Here is an 18,689-nt window from a genome sequence, read left to right on the forward strand (position 1 = left end):
GTGGGCTTCTCCGACCTCCTGGACCGGATGCTGGGGCGCCCGGCACCCGGTGACGACCGGCTGGAGCTGCCCGCTCCCCCGACCGCCCAGGACGTGCACGAGGCGCTCGGCTCGACCGAGGAGCTCCTGGGCTCCAGCGCCCTCCCCTCGGTCGTCGTCGCCCGCGGCGCCCGCGTCATCGACACCGTGCGCGACACCCTGCCGCGGCTGGAGAAGCTCAGCGGCAGCGACCTCGGCTACACCGTCGTCGCCACCGCGACCGACTACCTGCCGGAGGCCATCGGGGCCTACCAGCGCCTCCCCCGGCGGTATGCCGACACCCGGCCGGTCGACGGCGCCAAGACCTCCCTCATGGTGCTCGTCGACCAGCTCGACCTGCTCGGGCTGACGATGGACCGGGTCTTCGACGCGGTCTACCGCCAGGACGCCCAGGAGCTGGTCGCGCAGGGTCGGTTCATCGCCGAGAAGTTCGGCTCCTCCGGCGCCGGCGGCTCGTTGCGCATCACCGAGGAGGAGCACGTCCCGGCGCCCGCGCCCGGCGGGTCGGCCGAGGCGCCCGGCAGCACGGACGACGGGGCGGACGGGGTGAGCCCGCTGACGCCACCGCAGGGAGGGGCACGATGAGCACGAGCACGGGGACGGGCGCGGTCAGGGACGCGGTCGAGCTGCTCGCCCGGGTGGGCAGGGAGGCCGGGCTGGACGAGCGCGCGGCGCGCGCGGAGGGGCAGGTCATCGCCGCCGCGGTGCTCGAGCAGCCCGGGCCGAGCAGCGCGCACACGCTGTGGGCCGGCGCGTTCGACCGGCCGGCGAGCGACTTCTTCGGCGCGGTGCCCCGGGGCCGCAGGTATGCCTCGATCCCCACCCCGCTGCTCTCGACGCTCGTCGCCGAGCGGAGCCCACGCGCGTCGGGGTATGCCCGGGCGCTCGCCGACGTCGCCACGGCGGCCTGCACCCTGCCCGGGGCGGGCCAGCTCAGCATCGGGAAGGCCACCTCGGTGGGGCGCACCCAGCTGGCGGCCGCCGGCGTGGCGCCGGCCCACGGGGCCGGGACGGCGACCGAGGGGCTCACCCCGCCCGACGCGGCACCGGCCGTCGGCCCCGGCCCCGTCACCGGCGCGGGCGCGCTCGACCCGGGTCAGCTGCATACCTGGTCCAGCGCGCTGCTGCGGCGCGCGCAGGAGCAGTCCGCCCGGTTGGGCGAGCTGCTGGGGCAACCATCCGCGACGCCCGGTGGGGACCAGGGGCAACCATCCACGACGCCCGGTGGGGACCAGGGGCAACCATCCACGACGCCCGGTGGGGACCAAGGGCAACCATCCACGACGCCCGGTGGGGACCAGGGGCAACCATCCACGACGCCCGGTGGGGTGCCGGCGGGCGAGACCGAGCAGGCCGTAGCCGAGACGCCACCGGAGGAGCCGGAGGCCGAGGCCGAGCCGGAGCGCTCGGTGGAGGAGCTGCTCGCCGAGCTCGACGAGCTCATCGGGCTGGAGCGGGTGAAGGCCGAGATCCACCGGCAGGTCGCGGTGCTCAAGATGGACGCGCGACGGCAGGAGGCCGGGCTCAAGGTCGCCACCCTGACGCGGCACCTGGTCTTCGTCGGCAACCCGGGCACCGGCAAGACGACCGTCGCCCGGCTGGTGGGAGGCATCTACCGCGCGCTCGGCCTGCTGAGCAAGGGCCAGCTCGTCGAGGTGGACCGCAGCGAGCTGGTGGCCGGCTACCTCGGCCAGACCGCCGCCAAGACGGCGGAGGTCGTGGGCAGCGCGCACGGCGGGGTCATCTTCATCGACGAGGCCTACAGCCTGGGCGGGGACCAGTACGGCAAGGAGGCCATCGACACCCTCGTCAAGGAGATGGAGGACCACCGCGAGGACCTCGTGGTCATCGTCGCGGGCTACCCCGACCCGATGGCCGACTTCATCGCGACCAACCCGGGCCTGGAGAGCCGTTTCCGTACCATCATCGACTTCGCGGACTACACCGACGAGGAGCTGGCCGCCATCCTGCAGCACCTCGCCGCGCAGATGGACTACGACCTGAGCGGGCCGGCGCTCACCCGGTTCACCGAGATCCTGGCGGCCACGCCACGGGGCCCCAGCTTCGGCAACGGCCGGTTCGCGCGCAACCTGCTCGAGGCCGCGATCGGCCGGCACGCGTGGCGGCTGCGCGACACGGAGGGGGTCTCGGTGGAGGAGCTGCGCACGCTGCAGCGGGAGGACTTCGAGGACCGGGACGCGATCGACCTCTCGGTCACCGGCGAGGGGCCGACCGACGACGGGCCGGCCGACGTGCAGGACCTCGACCGGGCGACCGACGAGGGCCGGACCGACGCGGGTCCGAGCGACGCGGGTCCGAGCGACGCGGGTCCGAGCCACGGGCAGGACCCGGCGTGAGCACCCCGCAGGGCGGGTCTGCGGCCTCCGCCCGACCGGCCCCGACGACGACCCCCGCGGCCACCACATCGACGGCCGCCGCTGCGTCGGGGAGTGCGCAGACCCCGTCGCAGACCCAGCCCGGGACCGGTCAGCCCGCCGGGCGCGCCCTGACCGCGCGGCAGCAGCGGCGGCGGGACGAGACGTCCAGCACCCCCCGGCTCCTGCGGCTGGCCCGGGCCGGGGCGGCCGCGGCCGCGCTGCTCACCGGGGTGGTCGCCACCGGGACCTTCTCGACCGACGGGATCAACGCCACCCCCAACGTCGTCGCCGACCAGTGGGCGGCCGCCGAGCAGGCGAGGGTCGACATACCCCGCGCCGACCTGCTCGCCGCCCAGCGGGTCACCGACCCGGACGGCGTAGACCAGCAGACGCTGGAGGCCTACGACGAGGTGCTGCGGGCGGCGGCCACCGACCTCAGCCGCATGGGCGACGACGCCGGGGTGGCCGCCGGCGACTGGAGCGCCTTCGTCACCGGGGTGGAGCGGGCCGCGGCGCAGGAGTCCACGGACGTGTATGCCGACGCCTCGCGTCTCGCAGGCATAGCGACCGAGCAGGTCGCCGCGGTGGCGGACGCCCGCGCCGACGCCCTGCTCACCGGGTCACGCTCGGTGCTCACCACCGTGGTGGGCACCCTGGGCGTCGTCGTCCTCGTCGGGATCATGGTGTGGCTGGCGCTGCGCACCCGGCGGATCGTCAACCTCCCGCTCGCGGGCGCCACGCTCATCACCGCCGGCCTCACCTGGTTGTCGGTCAACCCCGGTGCCCTGCCGCTGGACTACGACCAGTACGTCGAGGACACCCGCGCCTCCACCACCGCGCTGCAGGAGGTCTACCAGGCCCGTACCGCCCAGGTCGCCGCCGCCGGCGGGGTGGACGTGGATGCCCCGGAGCAGCAGGTGACCGAGGCCACGCAGGCGCTGGAGCGGCTCGACGACCCCGAGCTGGAGCAGGCGTGGTCCGAGGTCTCCTCCGGGGAGGACCCGGCGGCGAGCGCCGACGCCTACGCCCAGGTCGAGAGCGCCCTGGCCGACCGGGTGAGCGACGACCTGGCCAGCGTCGACCCCGGCGTCGGCGCACCGGCGGCCCTCACCGCGGCCGGCGCGCTGCTCCTGGGTGTCGTGGCGGCGGGTCTGGCCTGGACCGGCATCACCCAGCGGCTGCGGGACTACCGGTGAGCGAGGACCGCAGGAGGGGCGGCGAGCCCGAGCTCCCCCCGATGACCATCATCGGGGAGGACCTGCCCGACGTCGAGGACACCACGGTCGAGGAGCTGCGGGCCCAGCAGGAGCAGCTGGAGCAGGCGCGCCGCGACCTGGCCGACCGTACCCGCGAGGAGCGCGAGCGTGCCGAACAGCAGCTGGCCGCCGAGCGGCGCCGCGCCGAGCGCGAGCTGGCCCGCCGGCAGCGCGAGATCGACGACGCCGAGCGGCGTCTGCTGCGGACCGAGCGACGCCTGCGCCGGGAGGCGGCGAGCTCCGGTCGGCACGTCGACCTGCCCCGGACGCCCCGCCGGGCCGCCCGCCGCTCCGACAGCGAGCTCCTCGACGCGGCCCGGGCCGAGCTCGGCACACGGGTCCCGCGGCTCGGGCTCGCCGCCACCCTCGCGCTGGGTGCCGGGCTCCTGCTGGCGCTCGGCAGCACGCTGTCCACGGACCGGGTCGAGCAGGGGCAGACGCGGACGCTCACCGTCCTCGACACCGCGCAGGCCGACCTGCGCGACGCCGTGTCGTCCCTCGACACCGAGCTGGTGCGCTACGCGACCGGCGACCCCGTGCCGCCGGACGACGCCGGGCGGCTGCCCAGCGTGACGGCCGCGCTGGAGGTGCTGGGCCGGGAGGGGATCGACCCCTACGCCGCCGAGCGGCTCTCCGAGGCCGAGCCGGGGCTGTCCGGCGACGCGGTGAGCCCGGTCCGCGCGGCCACCGCCTGGCAGGACACGCGCAGGGACATGGCGTATGCCGTCTCGTCCTGGGACGTGGAGCGCGAGCTCGAGGAGCTGCGGCCCGGGTCGGCGCTCGGCACCCTCCTGCTGTGGGCGGGCGCCCTGGTCCTCGTCGTCGCCGCGGTCGTGCTGCTCCGGGCGGGCGCCAAGGTCGCCAGCGCCTTCTTCGTGCTGGCGGCCCTGTCGACATCGCTGCTCGTGGTCCAGGACACGCAGCCGGGGTGGCGTCGGGCGGTGGTGGCCCACGAGGAGGCGAGCGACCGTCCCGGGGGGCTGCAGCGGGTCGTCGAGGAGGACCTGAGGGTCGTGGTGGGGCTGCGCTCGCTGGACCCGTCGCAGACCGAGGACGACGAGTACGGCTACTGGAACCAGCACTACGGCCTCGAGGACGGCGCGGACCCGGACGGCACCGTGGCGCAGGCCCGCGCCGACCTGGGCCGGGTCCTCACGGGGGACAGCAGCCAGCAGGAGCAGCGCACGGCCGCCCTCGACCTCGTGGCGGCGGCCGACCAGGCCCGGGACCCCCTGGAGGCCGACCTGGTCACGGCCCGCGAGGCCGTGGTGGCCGAGGCGACCACCGGTCCCTCCGCCGGGCTGCTGGGCGCCGGCCTGGGGCTGGCCGTGCTGCTGCCCTTCGCCGGCCTCGGGGCGGAGTCGCTGGCCCGACGCCGGAAGGAGACCCCGTGAGCCCGGCCCACGCCACCGCGCCCGCCGCGCCGGGCAGCATCGGGGCGGACGTCCCGGACACCGAGCTGCTGGCCTACCTGGACGCCATGCTGCGGTGGAAGGACCGTCGGCGCAGCGAGCTGGCCGCCCTCGACGAGGCGGCGCTGGCCGTGGCCGATGCGCACGAGCGGGCCGCGGTCACCCCCGACGTCACCCTCTCGATGACCCTCTGGCAGGCCGTGGCGGACCGGCTGGCGCTCATCCAGGCCACCTGGGACAGCGGCCGGGTGGGCGAGCGCGAGCGACGTCGGATCACCACCCTCGTCTGGGGCAGCCTCGAGCAGCCGGGCACCCGCGGGGCGCAGTCCCTGGCGGTCTCCCTGCCCGAGGCCTGCCGGCTCTCGGACTCCCTGGCCTCCTCGCTGCGCTCGAGGCTGCGCCTCGACGGGGCGGACCCCGACCTGCCCGGCCGGTTGCGCGCGCTGCGCCAGCAGGTCGAGCGCATCGCCGACCAGGTCGCGCTCATCCCGGACGCCCGCTCCGGCTCGGCCGCCGGGGCGCACCGCGAGCTCGACCAGCGGCTCACCGACATCACCGACCGGGCGGCCCGCGGCGCGGACGTCGGCGGACTGCTGGGCCCGCTGGAGTCCCAGGCCGCCACGGTGGAGCGTGACCTCATCGTCGCCGCGTCGGCGCGGGCGCACGCCAAGGCCGACCACGCCCAGGCCACCCGCGAGGTGGCCGAGCTCTCCGCCCGCGGCGAGGCCGTCCGCGCGCTGGCCCACCGCGCCCGCGCCACGGTCACCCCGGCGCCCCGCCTCGGCGTCCCCGACGTCGCGGCCCTCGGCCCGGTGCCCGGCGACCCGGCCGAGCTGACGGCATACCGGGAGCGGCTGGAGCGTGTCGAGCGGGCCCTCACCGTCGCCCAGGGCGAGTATGCCGCCGCGCTGGCCCGGCTGGAGGACCTCACCGAGCGCGCGGCCCGGGTCCGGCTGCAGCTGTCGCAGGCCTCGGGGGAGCCTGAGCCGGCCATCGAGGCCCTCGCCGACCAGACCGACGCCCTGCTGGCGACCCGGCCGACCGACCTCACCCGGTTGCAGGCGCTCGTGCAGGCCCAGGAGAGCTTCGCCACCGCGATGGGAGGACGACCGTGACCGCGTGCCAGGAGCCGGGGTGCACCGGCCGCTACGAGGACGGCTGGTGCAACGTGTGCGGTGCGCCCGAGCCGCGGCAGGCGCCGATCGAGGCGACCCCGGTGCGGCCGGGCCCGGGCGGCGCCGCGGGCACCACCTCCCCTGCCGTCGGGGACTCCCGGGCCTCGGGGAGCTCGGGGAGCTCCGTGGGAGCCGACCCGGCCCAGGGGTCGGTGCAGGTGGTCGCCACGCCGGCGCCGGGGCAGACGCAGCAGGCCGTGAGCGCGGCCCGGGTCAGGCGTCGACGCGCCGGTGCGGCCGGCCGCCGCTCCCGCCTGGGCCTGGGGCTCACCGACGTGCCGGACGTCCCGGTGACCGACCCGACCGAGAAGCTCATGGTCGACCCGCGCGTCCCCGAGGACCGGCGGGTCTGCCCCGTCTGCGGGGCCGACGTCGGCCGCGCCGCCGGGCAGGCCGAGGGGCGTCAGCAGGGCTTCTGCCCGCAGTGCCGCGCCCCCTACTCCTTCACCCCCAAGCTGGATCCGGGCGAGCTGGTGGCGGGGCAGTACGAGAATGTCGGTGCCCTCGCCCACGGGGGCATGGGGTGGATCTACCTGGGCCGCGACAAGAACGTCTCAGACCGCTTCGTCGTGCTCAAGGGGCTGCTCAACACCGGCGACGAGGACGCCCTGGACGCCGCCGTCGCCGAGCAGCAGTTCCTGGCCCAGGTCAAGCACCCGCTCATCGTCGAGATCTACAACACCGTCCAGCACGACGAGGACGCCTACACCGTCATGGAGCACGTCGGCGGGCGCTCTCTCAAGCAGCTGCTGCAGGACCGGATGGCGGAGGCGGGCCGCTACACGCCCTTCCCCGTCGACCAGGCCCTGGCCTACGTCATCGAGGCGCTGCCCGCCTTCACCCACCTGCACGAGCTCGGGCTGCTCTACTGCGACTTCAAGCCGGACAACCTCATCCACGAGGGCGACGGCATCAAGCTCATCGACCTGGGCGGGGTGCGCCGGCAGGACGACCTGGACTCCCCCATCTACGGCACGGTCGGCTACCAGGCGCCCGAGGTGGCCGAGGTCGGCCCCTCGGTCGCCTCCGACATCTACACCATCGGCCGCACCCTGTGCGTGCTCACCTTCGAGTTCCGCGGCTACCAGAGCGAGTACGTCCACTCCCTCCCGCCCCTGTCCCAGGTCCCGGCCTTCAGCGAGCACGACGCCTTCTACCGCGTCGTCGCGCGGTGCTGCGCCCCGGACCCCAACGACCGCTTCCTGTCCGTGGAGGAGCTGCGCAGCCAGCTCGTCGGGGTGCTGCGCCAGGTCGTGGCGGCCAGCGGGCCGGGCCGGCCGGCGACCCTCTCGGCGCACAGCCCGGCCTTCGACCCCCCGGTCACCACCGGGGAGACCCTGTCGTGGTGGGAGCTGCCCGAGCTGCAGCGGGACGACACCGACCCCATGCTCGACTGGGTCTCGGGGCGCAGCACCAACGACCCGCAGGCGACCTACGAGGCGCTGGCCGGGGCCCCGGAGGAGACCCCGGAGGTCTTCCTGGCCCGGGCCCGCGCCGGCATCCGGATGGGCCAGCGCGGCTGGGTGGAGGAGGCCGTGCGCGGTCTGCTGGCCGAGGACCCCTGGGACTGGCGTGGGTCCTGGGTCCGTGGGCTGTGGGCGCTCTCGCAGGCCGAGGGCGAGCACGTGCGCGAGCGCGCGCAGGAGGCCGGCGGGCACTTCGCCGCCGTGCGGGACGCCCTGCCCGGTGAGATCGCCCCGCGCATGGCGCTCGCGCTGGCCACCGAGCTGGCCGGCTACGACCAGGCCGCCGAGCTGGACTACGAGCGGGCGTGGCGCACGGACGCGGCCTACGTCGCCCCTGCCGCCTTCGGTCTGCACCGGGTGCGTCTGGCCCGCGGCGACGTGGACGGCGCCATCGCCGCCCTCGACTCGGTGCCGGCGAGCAGCCGGGCCCACCCCCGGGCCCGGTGGCTGCGGGCCGAGCTGCTGCGCCGTCGCGGCGGTCTCGCGGACCTGCGCGAGTCCATGCACTCGGTCACCCGCCTCACCCTCGACCCACGCCAGCGCGCGCAGTTCAACGCGGTCATCTACGAGCAGGCGCTCGACCAGGTGACCGAGCACGGCCCCCAGCCGGACTGGCGGGTGGGTGAGGTCCCGCTCACCCGCGACGCGCTGCAGCGCGCCCTGGAGCGGGAGTACCGCGTCCTCGCCGACTACACCCCCGACCCGCAGGAGCGGGCCGGGCTCATCGACCGCGCCAACGCGGTCCGCCCCTGGAGCTGGACATGAGCGACCCGACCACCGCCCCGCTGCCGGACGACCCGACCGCACCGATCCCCGCGCCCGGGTCCCGGCCCACCGAACAGCCCGAGCAGCCGGAGGCCGCGACCACCGGGCCGCGTGACGAAGACCAGCCCGGCGCCGAGGACCAGCCCGGTATGGAGGACGAGCCCGGTGCCGAGGAGGAGCCCGAGCCGTTCAGCGACGGCCCTCCCCCGCTGCCGGAGCCGATGCTGGTGCTGGACGGCGCGCTGCCCCCGGCCGCCGCCCCCGCCCCCGCCCCGGAGGCCGACCACGGCACCTGCGCCTCCTGCGGCGGCGGCTTCGACGCGGAGGGGTGGTGCACGCAGTGCGGGGAGCGCCGCCCCGACCCGCGCCACCACGTCACGTCCGCGCCCTCGGCAACGGTGGCCGGGGTCTGCGACCGGGGCCGCAGGCACCGCGACAACGAGGACGCCATGGCGCTGTGGGCCGACGACGACCAGCCGGGTCGGGCCGTGCTCGTCGTCTGCGACGGGGTGTCCAGCGCCCCCCGCTCCGCCGAGGCGAGCCTCGCGGCCGCCGAGGCCGCGCTCGAGCAGCTGCGCGGGTCCGGCGACCCGGAGCAGCGGCACGACCGGGCGGCGCGGGCCGCCGCCGACGCCGTGGCCGAGGTGGCCGGCGAGAACCACCGCGACGCGCCGTCGTGCACCTACGTGAGCGCCGTGGTCGAGGACGGCCGCGCCAGCATCGCCTCCATCGGGGACAGCCGCGCCTACTGGCTGCCCGACGACGGGGAGCCGCAGCGGCTCACCAGCGACGACTCGATGGCCGAGGAGCAGGTGCGCGCCGGCATACCCCGGGCCGAGGCCGAGGCGGGCCCGCTCGCGCACACCATCACCCGGTGGCTGGGGCCGGACTCCCCCGACCACCGGCCCGGCACCACGGTGCACGACGTCGCCGCCCCCGGCTGGCTGCTGCTCGCCAGCGACGGTCTGTGGAACTACGCCTCCGACCCCAGGGACCTCGCTGCCGTGGTCCGCTCGGTCGCCGCGCGGGCCGGTCGCTCCCCCGCGCCGCTGGCCCAGGGCCTGGTGGACTGGGCCAACGAGCAGGGGGGTGCCGACAACATCACGGTCGCCCTCGCCCGCTGCGGGGACGCGAGGCAGGATGGGACCCATGGCTGAGTTCACCTCGACCGTCCACCAGAACGAGTTCCTGCCCGACGGGGGCACCGACGTGCACGCGATCGTCTCGGTCACCTGCTCCGGGGCCGGGGAGGTGGTCGCCTGGGGCGGCGCGGGCGGCGCGGGAAGCGCGTGGGGCCAGGGCGGGTCCGGCGGCGACGCCGGCGAGGTCATCATCGTCGACGTCTCGGGGTCCATGGACGTCCAGGGCGTGCAGGCGGCGGCCTACGCCGCGTCCGCCGCGCTCGACGAGATCGTGGACGGCGTGTGGTTCGCCATCGTGGCGGGCAACCACGAGGCGGCGCTGTGCTACCCGACCGGCACCTCGGCCGCGATGGCCCGGATGTCGGCGCAGACCCGGCTGGAGGCCAAGCGGTCGCTGCAGCGACTGGCCCCCGGCGGGGGGACGGCGATGGGCCGCTGGCTGCTGGCGGCCGGCCAGCTGTTCGCTACGGTGCCCTCGCTGTCCAAGCGGCACGCGATCCTGCTCACCGACGGCGCCAACCAGCACGAGACCCCGCAGGAGCTGAGCTGGGCGCTGGACCAGGTGCGGGGCCGGTTCCAGGTCGACTGCCGCGGGCTGGGTGCGGCGTGGCAGGTGGCCGAGGTCCGCCGCATCGCCGAGACGCTGCTGGGCAGCGTCGACCTCATCCGCACCTGGGACGGGCTGAGCGAGGACTTCGCCGCCCTCATGGCGTCCTCGATGGGCAAGGGGGTCAGCGACGCGCAGCTGCGCGTGTGGGCGCCCCAGGGTGCCGAGGTGCTCTTCGTCAAGCAGGTCAGCCCCACGCTGGAGGACCTCTCCGGTCGCCGGGTCGAGGTCAACGCGCTCACCGGCGGCTACGACACCGGCGCCTGGGGCGACGAGACCCGCGACTACCACGTCGCGGTGCGGCTGGCCCCCAAGGCGGTCGGGCAGGAGCAGCTCGCCTCGCGGGTGCAGCTCGTCGTGGGTGGCGAGGTCCGCACGCAGGGTCTGGTCAAGGCGGCCTGGTCGGCGGACGACGTGCTGACGGCCCAGATCAGCCCGGAGGTCGCGCACTACACCGGCCAGACCGAGCTGGCCTCGGCGATCCAGGAGGGGTTGCGGGCCAAGGCCATGGGCGACGACGTGACCGCCACGTCCCGGCTGGGGCGCGCCGTGCAGCTGGCCCGCGAGACCGGGGACGACGGCGCCACGTCGCGCCTGTCGCGGGTCGTCGACATCGACGACGCCGCGACCGGCCGGGTGCGCCTGCGCCGGAACGTCGACAAGCTCGACGAGATGGAGCTGGACACCGCCTCCACCAAGACGACCCGGGTGCGGCCCAGCTGATGGTGAGGTGCCCCGAGGGCCACGACAGCGAGGCCACCGACTACTGCGACACCTGCGGCGCACCCATCGCCGCCGCGCCCGCTGCCCCGGCCGGGGCGGCAGGTGCGCCGTCACCGGGAGGCGGCGGGTCGGTCCTCGACCTCGACGAGCCGGTCGCCCAGACGCAGTCCTGCCCGCACTGCGGCGGCGTCAACGTCGCGGACGCCCTCTTCTGCGAGGCGTGCGGCTACGACTTCACCACCGGCGCCCTCCCGCTGGGTGCCGAGCCCGAGGAACCGGAGGGACCGGTCGCCGAGCCCGAGAACGGCGAGGCGCCCGAGCCGGACGCCGATCCTGTCGTCGACCCCGTCGTCGACCCCGAGAACGGCGAGGCGCCCGAGCCGGACGCCGACCCCGACGCCGATCCTGTCGTCGACCCCGTCGTCGACCCCGTCGTCGACCCCGAGAACAGCGAGGCGCCCGAGCCCGACGCCGGCCCCGGGGCGCCCGGGCCGGAGTCCCGGCCCGGCCCGACGCCGCAACCTGCGCCCGGACCGCAGCCGCCCCCGGCGACCACCGCCCCCGAGCCCGCCGCGGTCGGTCACGCCCGGCCACGGCATACCCCTCCCTCGCGCGACCTCGCGGACACCTGGGTGGTGGAGGTTTGGGTCGACCCCGACTGGTATGCCGTGCAGCAGACCGCGGAGGCGTGCCCCAGCGCCGGGGTCCCGGACGTCGTGGTCGTGCGACGCAGCGTCGTCATGGTCGGTCGGCCCTCCGGGAGCCTCGGCGTGCGCCCGGAGGTCGACGCGGGCGCCGACAGCGCGGTCTCGCGGCGGCACGCCCAGCTGACCAGCGACGGGACCCGCTGGTGGATCGAGGACCTGGGCAGCAGCAACGGCACCTACGTCGGGGTCGTGGGCGAGCCGCTGCCCACGCAGGCCCTGACGCCCGGTCAGCGGGTCGAGATCGACCGGGACGACCGCATCTACGTCGGGGCCTGGACCCGGCTGGTGCTGCGGCAGGCCACGGCGGCCGAGCGAGCGGGGCAGGGCTGACCGCGGGAGCGGCGGCGTGCCGCACCCTGCGTCCGGACCACCGGTGCACCTAGAGTCGTCCCCATGCCCACCGACCCCCCGGCGCCGACGACCCGCACCAGCCGAGCCCGGCTGCGCCGCTCCGGCCGTCACCTGCTGCGCCTGGGGGGCCTGCTGGCCGTCGTGTCCCTCGTCGTCACCCTCGTCGGCGGGTGGGCCACCCGCTCCCTGCTGGAGCACCTCCAGTCCAACTCGGCCGAGCTGCTCGACGGCACCGCGACGGTCTCGCTGACCGAGGGCACGGAGCGCACCCTCTACGTCACCGGAGGGCTCGTCGCACCGGGCGAGATCGCCCCGACCCCGGTCGAGCAGATCAGCTGCACCATCACCGGTCCCGGCGGGGAGCTACCGTTCACCACGCTGGCCGAGGAGGGCAGCCGGGTCGGCATCGACACGGCGCTGGCCCGCTTCCAGGTGGTCGGCAGGTTCACCGCGGCGGACACCGGCGAGCACCAGATCGACTGCGAGGGTCTGGGTGTCGTCGTGGCCCCGGACGTCGGCCCGGCCAACGCGTTGCTCCGCCTCGGCGGGCTCGCGCTCGGCACCCTCGGCACCTTCGTGGGCCTCTCGATGGTGCTCATCGGGGGCGTGCTGCTCCTTCTCGTCCGCGCGCCCGACGGGGGCCAGGACGGGGAGGAGATCCTCGACGACGCCCCTCCGGCCGAGGGGGCCGACGAGTGGTGGGAGGACGAGGCCGGAGACGGCCGGCCCGAGCAGGCGGGGCGGCCTGCCGGCAGCGACGACGACGCCGAGACCGGGGCCGGGACCGAGGCCGGGGCCGCCGACGGTGACGCCGAGTTCGTCGACCTCAGCGACGAGGAGCTGGCCGCGCTGTCGGAGGAGCAGATCGCCGAGCTGGTCGCCTCCGGTCAGCTGGTCTTCGTCGACGACGACGAGGACGACACCACCCCTACGTGACCGGCTGGTGCGAGTCGTCCCCGACCCGTCCGGTAGGCCCTCGACCCACGGTGCGCGCGACGCCGGGGGTGGCGGATAAGGTCGTGCCATGAGCTACGGGAACCCTCCGGCACCGCGACGCAGCGGTCTGACGACGGCCGGCAAGTGGATGTTCATCATCGGCCTCGTCCTGTCCGTCATCGTCGGGATCGGCGTCGTCTGGGGCGGGGTGCAGGGTGCCCGGATGTTCAGCGACCTCCAGGGCGGCGGGACGCCGATCGACGGGGGCCAGACGACCGTCTCCATGGAGGAGGGCGACCTGCGGCTGGTGACCGCCGAGGGCAGCCAGACCCCGACGTGCACGGTGACCGGGCCGGACGGCACCGAGTCGGCGCTCACGCAGGACAGCACCTTCGACACCGGTGACCAGCAGGTCGACGCCCAGCTGGTGGGCACCTACCAGGCCACCGCCACCGGGGAGCACACGTTCACCTGCGAGGGCGGCGCCGCGTCGCTGTCCCCGAGCATCAGCATCGGGGCCACCATCGGCCTGGCGGTCGCGGGCCTGGGCATCCTGGCACTCATCCCGCTGCTGCTGCTCACCGGCATCGGGCTCATCCTGTGGCTCGTCGGCCGCAGCAGGGACCGGAAGGCCGCGGACGGGCCGCCCGGGGGCTACGGCTACGGCACCGCCTACCCGCAGCAGGGCTACGGCCAGCCGCAGGACAGCGGCTACCCGCAGGCACCGGGGCAGGGGTACGGCCAGCCGTACGGGCAGGGGTCACCCCCGCGGCCGCCCGGGCAGGACCCGACCGACCCCTACCGCCGGGACTGACCCGAGCGCCGGTCAGGGGCTGTCGGCACCGCCGTTGACGTTGAGCGTCTCGCCCACGACGTAGCTGCTCTCCGGCGAGGCGAGGAAGACGTAGGCCGGGGCGAGCTCGACCGGCTGGCCCGCGCGCCCCAGGGGCTGCCCGAGGCCGAACTCCGGGATGGCCTCCTTGGGCTGGCCCTGCACCACCTGCAGCGGGGTCCAGATGGGGCCCGGTGCCACGACGTTGACCCGCACACCCTTCGGCGCGAGCTGCTTGGCCAGGCCCTTGCCGAAGGTGTTCATCGCGCTCTTGGTCATGGCGTAGTCCAGCAGGTGCTCGCTGGGGCTGTAGGCCTGGACGGAGCTGGACAGGATGATCGTCGACCCGGCCTCCAGGTGCGGGACCGCAGCCCGGCAGATCCAGAACATCGCGTAGACGTTGGTCTTGACGGTGAGGTCGAACTGCTCGTCGCTGATCTCCTCGATGGAGGGCGTGCTGACCTGCTTGCCGGCGTTGACGACGAGCGCGTCGAGCCCGCCGAGCTGCTCCACCGCCTGCTCGACGAGCCGCTGGCAGGTCTCCTTGTTGGTGACGTCGCCGGGCAGCTGCACGCACGTGCGGCCCTCCGCCTCGACGAGCTCACGGATCCGGTCTGCGTCCTGCTGCTCGTCGGGGAGGTAGTTGATCGCGACGTCGGCACCCTCGCGGGCGTAGGCGATCGCCACAGCCCCGCCGATGCCGGAGTCACCGCCGGTGATGAGCGCGCGACGGCCCTGCAGGCGTCCGGTGCCGCGGTATGACGTCTCGCCCCGGTCGGCCGGCGGGTCGAGCTCGGCGTCCAGCCCGGGCATGGGCTGGTCCTGCTCGGGCGGGGAGACGCGCGGGTGGCGGGTGGTCGGGTCGTCGAAGGTCAGCTGGTCGGTCTTCTGGGCCATGCCTCGATCCTCCCCCGCCCGCCGCACCCGCGCACCGTGGAACGGTCCAGCCCGCACGAGTGCGGGCACCCACGATCGCGCCGGCGCCGGCCGGCGCCCGGCGCCCGTCGACTCAGGCCTTGAGGTCGTCCTCGCCGCTGCCCGGCTGGACGGTCCACTCCGGGGGGACGTCCCGCCCGGCGTCCTCGTCCGCCTCGGCGTCCTCGGACGTCTGCTGCACGATGCCCTGCGCGTGGTGGGAGGGGGCGTAGACGGCATACAGCTGCAGCGGCTCGTCGCCGGTGTTGATGACGTCGTGCCAGGACCCGGCCGGGACCTGGATGGACCACCCGTCCGAGACGTCCTGGGTGAAGTCGAGGTCGTCCTCGGCGGGACCCATGACGCAGCGGCCACGACCGGCGTCGACCCGCAGGAACTGGTCGGTCTCCGGGTGCGCCTCGAGGCCGATCGACTGCCCGGGCGGGATGGACATGAGGGTGACCTGGAGGTACGTCCCGGTCCACGCCACCGTGCGGTAGGTGGTGTTGTCCCTCGTCGCGGTCTCGATGTCGAAGGCGTTGGGCCGGGGTCCGGGGTCGGTGACCATGCTGGCGTCCTCTCGTGCAGGTGGGTTCCGGGACCAACCTAGCGGCCCATCCCCGCCTCCCGCGCCCGGGCGATCGCCTCCGCCCGGCTGCCGGCGTGACCGGTCGGAACCGGGACCGGCGTGGCGGCGTCGGTAGGGTAGGAGCTGCCGTCGATCGGCCGGCCGGGGTGCCGGAGGGAAGAGGGGACATGTCCAACGTGCACCGCGCCGTGGTGGGTGGCGTCGCGCTGCTGGGGGTGGTGGGGACGAGCGTCGGCCTCTGGGCCACGCAGACCCCCGAGCACGCCGCCGGCAGCCTGGTGGTCGACGACGGCGCGCAGGTGCTCGACCTGCCGGCCCTGGAGGCCGGGGTGGAGGGGCTGCGCTTCCACGAGCCGACCGACGTCGCGGTCTACAGCACCCTGGGGGGCGAGGCGGCGCAGACCGACGACCTGGCGCTCAACACGGCCGTGCTCGAGCACGCGCGGGCCGAGCGCACCGAGTGGCTCTCGGCGGACGGGCAGACCTGGGCCGACGACCTGTTCATCTTCGCGGTCGACCCCGAGGGACGGCTGGTGGGCACCTACTTCGGGGAGAACCGTGAGGTCCCCCAGGAGGAGCAGCTGGAGATCCAGGACGCCGCCAAGGACGACTTCCGCGCGGCCGACTGGACGGACGGCACGCTCGCCGGCCTCGAGGCGGGGGCGGCCCGCATCGAGCAGCCCTTCATGAGGTCGGCCGGAGGGGTCGTCCTCGCCGGTCTGCTGTCGCTGCTCACCGCCGTCGGCGCCGGCACCTGGCTGGGCATCGGCGTCCACCGCGCCCGGGTCAGCCGCGACATGCGCGCCGAGGGCGACCGGCGGATGGCCTCGGTCGTCGGTGAGATGGACGCCACCGAGCTGCACGCCCGGCTCATCCCCGAGGACTCCCGCTACGGCGGGCGCGTCCTGCGTCGTTACGACGAGTTCACCCGTGGGGTGCGCGAGCTCACCGACCTCGGTAACGAGGTCCGCGCGATCCCGGAGTCGGCCTACAACCGGAAGGCCTCGCAGACCCGGCTCACGGCATACCGGGACAAGGCGCTGGAGCTGGACCACCTCGACGACGTCATCGCCGACACGGCCACCTTCCTCGGTCGCGACCGGGCCTGGGCCCAGGCGTGGACCCGTCAGGAGGCGCCGCTGCGCGAGGACCTCGAGCAGGTCGGGTCCGTCATCGAGACGGACGTGCCGGACGAAGCGCGCGGGCTGCCCCAGGTCGCCGAGCTCCGGGAGTTCGCGTCCGGCGCCCTGGCCCGCCTGGACCAGCTGCGCGGGCAGCTGGAGGCGCAGGAGGTCTCCCCGGACGACGCCCTGGACGAGCTGCGGACCACCCGCGACGGGCTGAGCGAGCGGCTGGACCGGCTCGCCGGTGCCGTCGCGGAGGAGGTCGGGAAGACTCCCGAGGAGCGGGTCGCCATGAAGAAGGCGATGCGCGACGAGCGGTCCCAGCGCCGCACCGAGGCCACGATCCTCGCCGCGGCCTACCCGTCCTGGGGCTGGTACCCGCTCGGCGCGTTCCAGACCGGCCTGCACTCCGGCACCGCCGCGGTGGAGCAGTCGCGGTCCAGCTCGAGCGGGGCGACCTCCGGTTACAGCGGGGGCGGCGGCTTCAGCGGCGCCGGGAGCTCCTCGCGCTTCTGACTGCGGTATGTCGTGTCGCGGGCGTGCGCAGAGGCACGCGCGTGTCACGTGGTCCTGCACGAGGAGATGCACACGCGTGCTCGTTCCCCCCTCGCCCCGCATCTGCTCCGACTCGGGCGTGCCGCGGGTGGGGTTCGCCGGAGGCTCCGTAGGCTCGGCACCGACCGACAACCGGGTGGTCCTGCGCCTCGACCCCCGAGCGAGGAGCAGAGCACGTGGCCCAGGACCTGCCCGACGACCTCCGACAGGCGATTGCCAGCATGACGCCGGACGAGCTGCACCAGCTGCTCGCCGAGATCGCCGCCGCCAGCGGCGGCCTCGGAGCCCCCGAGTTCGGCCGACCCAGGGTGGAGCCGGTCGTGCTGCCCGACCCGCCCGAGGACGACGTGCTCCTGACCGTGCGGGTCGACGTCGACGACGTCAGGCCGCCGGTGTGGCGCCGGCTGGAGCTGCGCGGCGACCTGCAGCTCGACGAGGTGCACGAGATCCTGCAGGCGGCGTTCGGCTGGCTGGACGGGCACCTGCACCGATTCTGGCCGGGACCCGCCAAGCGCATCTGGACCGGGCCGTTCTTCACCACCGAGCTGGACGAGATCGAGCCCGAGGACGAGGGCATGCAGGCCGAGGACGAGGTGCGCCTCGACCAGGTGCTGCGCCAACCGGGCGACCGGCTGTTCTACACCTACGACTTCGGTGATGACTGGACCTGCACCATCAAGCTGGAGAAGGTCGTCACGCTCGACGACGACGCCGAGGCCGAGGACGCGGTGTGCACCGCCGCGCGCATGGCCGGTCCGCTCGAGAACTGCGGCGGGCCGCCCGGACACCAGGAGCTGGTCGACGCCTTCCGGGCCGGCGGGCTGGCCGCCCTCGACCCGGACCTGCGCGCCTGGGTGCCACCCGGTTGGGACCCCTTCGAGGAGGACGTCGCCTCGGTCAACGAGCGGCTGCGGATCGCGGGTATGACGCAGGCCGAGCTGATGGAGTCGCTCGCCTCGGGTCAGGACGCAGTCCCGTGGCCGTCGGCCCTGGAGCCGATGCTGGACCTGGCCCTACCGGACGTGCTCAGCGAGCTGGCCGAGCTGACCCGGACGGCGCGGGACGGCAGCAGGTACGGCGACCTCACGGCGGCCGACCTCGCCGCCCTGGCCCGCCCCTACCGCTACCTGGTCGACCTGGCCGGGGAGGACGGCATACCCCTCACCCAGGCGGGGTGGATGAAGCCGGCGGTCGTGGAGCAGATCTACCGCGACCTCGGCTTCGAGGACGGATGGATCGGCAAGGGCAACCGCGAGGACCAGACCGCCCCCGTCGCGGACCTCCGGGCGCGCTGCCAGCGGGTGGGGCTGCTGCGCAAGCACCGGGGCCGGTTGCTGCGGACCCGGGCGGCTGCAGCCCTGACCGACGACGAGGACCTCGTGCAGCACGTCGCCGCTCGGGTGGGCGCCGACAAGAACGATCTGGTGCAGGCGGCGATGGCGCTCTTCGCGCTGGTGAGCGCGGCGACCGGCGAGGCCGGCTACGACCACCGGGTCCCGGTGGCGGACCTCATGACCCGCTGCGGCCTCCGGACGACGTCGCGAGGGGTCGACCCGCACCATGCCCTCGAGTGGTGCCGCCCGGTCTGGCGGACGCTCTCGGACGCGTCCGGGCTGCAGCTGCTGCGCGGAGAGCCCGACCAGCAGAGCCGCCGGCGGGTGGCCGGGCTGGCGCGGATGATGCTGTGGCCGCAGGGCGTCGTGTGACCCACCTCAGC

Annotated in this window: 15 protein-coding genes; 13 read left to right on the plus strand and 2 right to left on the minus strand. The window is 75.2% G+C overall.

All coding sequences use genetic code 11. The annotated features are described in order from the left end of the window. The 11 genes from AVL62_RS10670 (at position 1) to AVL62_RS10720 (ending at position 13,771) form a co-directional block, all read left to right on the plus strand. A complete protein-coding gene (locus AVL62_RS10670) occupies positions 1-624 on the plus strand; it encodes a hypothetical protein (protein ID WP_201023251.1) in 624 nt (207 codons plus the stop codon). Beyond that, positions 621-2,396, plus strand: coding sequence for an AAA family ATPase (locus AVL62_RS10675; RefSeq protein WP_058891602.1), 1,776 nt, complete (start codon positions 621-623; stop codon positions 2,394-2,396). Before AVL62_RS10670 ends, AVL62_RS10675 begins: the two co-directional genes overlap by 4 nt. Further along, positions 2,393-3,613, plus strand: coding sequence for a hypothetical protein (locus AVL62_RS10680; protein WP_058891603.1), 1,221 nt, complete (start codon positions 2,393-2,395; stop codon positions 3,611-3,613). Before AVL62_RS10675 ends, AVL62_RS10680 begins: the two co-directional genes overlap by 4 nt. Then, a complete protein-coding gene (locus AVL62_RS10685) occupies positions 3,610-5,067 on the plus strand; it encodes a hypothetical protein (RefSeq protein WP_153011757.1) in 1,458 nt (485 codons plus the stop codon). Before AVL62_RS10680 ends, AVL62_RS10685 begins: the two co-directional genes overlap by 4 nt. Then, entirely contained in the window at positions 5,064-6,200 is a 1,137-nt protein-coding gene (locus tag AVL62_RS10690; RefSeq protein ID WP_058891605.1) for a hypothetical protein, read from the plus strand. Before AVL62_RS10685 ends, AVL62_RS10690 begins: the two co-directional genes overlap by 4 nt. After that, entirely contained in the window at positions 6,197-8,491 is a 2,295-nt protein-coding gene (locus AVL62_RS10695; RefSeq protein WP_058891606.1) for a serine/threonine-protein kinase, read from the plus strand. The genes AVL62_RS10690 and AVL62_RS10695 overlap by 4 nt, the downstream gene beginning before the upstream one ends. Further along, a complete protein-coding gene (locus AVL62_RS10700; protein ID WP_058891607.1) occupies positions 8,488-9,648 on the plus strand; it encodes a PP2C family protein-serine/threonine phosphatase in 1,161 nt (386 codons plus the stop codon). Before AVL62_RS10695 ends, AVL62_RS10700 begins: the two co-directional genes overlap by 4 nt. Next, a complete protein-coding gene (locus tag AVL62_RS10705) occupies positions 9,641-10,963 on the plus strand; it encodes a VWA domain-containing protein (RefSeq protein WP_058891608.1) in 1,323 nt (440 codons plus the stop codon). Before AVL62_RS10700 ends, AVL62_RS10705 begins: the two co-directional genes overlap by 8 nt. Beyond that, complete coding sequence (locus tag AVL62_RS16660; RefSeq protein ID WP_083518874.1) at positions 10,963-12,000, plus strand: FHA domain-containing protein; 1,038 nt, start codon at positions 10,963-10,965, stop codon at positions 11,998-12,000. The genes AVL62_RS10705 and AVL62_RS16660 overlap by 1 nt, the downstream gene beginning before the upstream one ends. 63 nt (positions 12,001-12,063) lie before the next feature. After that, complete coding sequence (locus AVL62_RS10715; protein WP_058891609.1) at positions 12,064-12,957, plus strand: hypothetical protein; 894 nt, start codon at positions 12,064-12,066, stop codon at positions 12,955-12,957. Positions 12,958-13,045: 88 nt separating this feature from the next. Further along, complete coding sequence (locus tag AVL62_RS10720; RefSeq protein WP_058891610.1) at positions 13,046-13,771, plus strand: hypothetical protein; 726 nt, start codon at positions 13,046-13,048, stop codon at positions 13,769-13,771. A gap of 12 nt (positions 13,772-13,783) precedes the next feature. On the opposite strand, the gene AVL62_RS10725 is transcribed toward AVL62_RS10720, so the two are convergent. Together AVL62_RS10725 and AVL62_RS10730 are read right to left on the minus strand one after the other, a co-directional pair. Further along, complete coding sequence (locus AVL62_RS10725; RefSeq protein WP_058891611.1) at positions 13,784-14,686, minus strand: SDR family oxidoreductase; 903 nt, start codon at positions 14,684-14,686, stop codon at positions 13,784-13,786. A 112-nt stretch (positions 14,687-14,798) separates the two neighbouring features. After that, on the minus strand, positions 14,799-15,272 hold the full coding sequence (locus tag AVL62_RS10730; RefSeq protein WP_058891612.1) for a cupin domain-containing protein: 474 nt from the start codon (positions 15,270-15,272) through the stop codon (positions 14,799-14,801). A gap of 188 nt (positions 15,273-15,460) precedes the next feature. Here AVL62_RS10730 and AVL62_RS10735 point away from each other — a divergent pair, with 188 nt between their 5' ends. After that, complete coding sequence (locus AVL62_RS10735; protein ID WP_058891613.1) at positions 15,461-16,933, plus strand: DUF5129 domain-containing protein; 1,473 nt, start codon at positions 15,461-15,463, stop codon at positions 16,931-16,933. A 215-nt stretch (positions 16,934-17,148) separates the two neighbouring features. Then, a complete protein-coding gene (locus tag AVL62_RS10740) occupies positions 17,149-18,678 on the plus strand; it encodes a plasmid pRiA4b ORF-3 family protein (RefSeq protein WP_058891614.1) in 1,530 nt (509 codons plus the stop codon). The last annotated feature ends 11 nt before the right edge of the window (positions 18,679-18,689 follow it).

It is taken from the genome of Serinicoccus chungangensis (genome assembly GCF_001483745.1).
In the GTDB taxonomy this organism is placed as follows: domain Bacteria; phylum Actinomycetota; class Actinomycetes; order Actinomycetales; family Dermatophilaceae; genus Ornithinicoccus; species Ornithinicoccus chungangensis_A.